This window comes from Shewanella sp. AS16, assembly GCF_021412365.1.
GTDB lineage: Bacteria > Pseudomonadota > Gammaproteobacteria > Enterobacterales > Shewanellaceae > Shewanella > Shewanella salipaludis.
Genome location: NZ_JAKCLK010000288.1, coordinates 1 through 290 on the forward strand (window position 1 = coordinate 1; position 290 = coordinate 290).

The 290-nt window shown below is 41.0% G+C and carries 1 pseudogene; it reads right to left on the minus strand.

What is annotated here, in order from left to right:
- Positions 1-219, minus strand: a pseudogene (locus LZP73_RS20335) (porin family protein); the annotation flags it as partial.
- Between the last annotated feature and the right edge of the window lie 71 nt (positions 220-290).

The following is a 290-nucleotide window of genomic DNA, read 5'->3' on the forward strand; positions in this document are numbered from 1 at the left end:
GAATACCGTATCATGGTCATCGCCGCCTTTATACTTTGACGTTTCTTCCTCATCTCCTGACAGGAAATGCTGGTCTGAAAGTGACACCACAGAGGTACCGGCTTTACCGGTCAGATAAAAACCGCTTTTACCTTCCTCAGCACCTGCATTTGCTGCAAATACACAGGCTGTGGCCACCACTGAAACAGCAAAAACCTTTTTCATTTCAATTATCTCCATTATTGTATCATCATTTTAATATATATTTTTAATATTTAAAAACCGGACTAAAGGCAGCCTCAACACTCCAC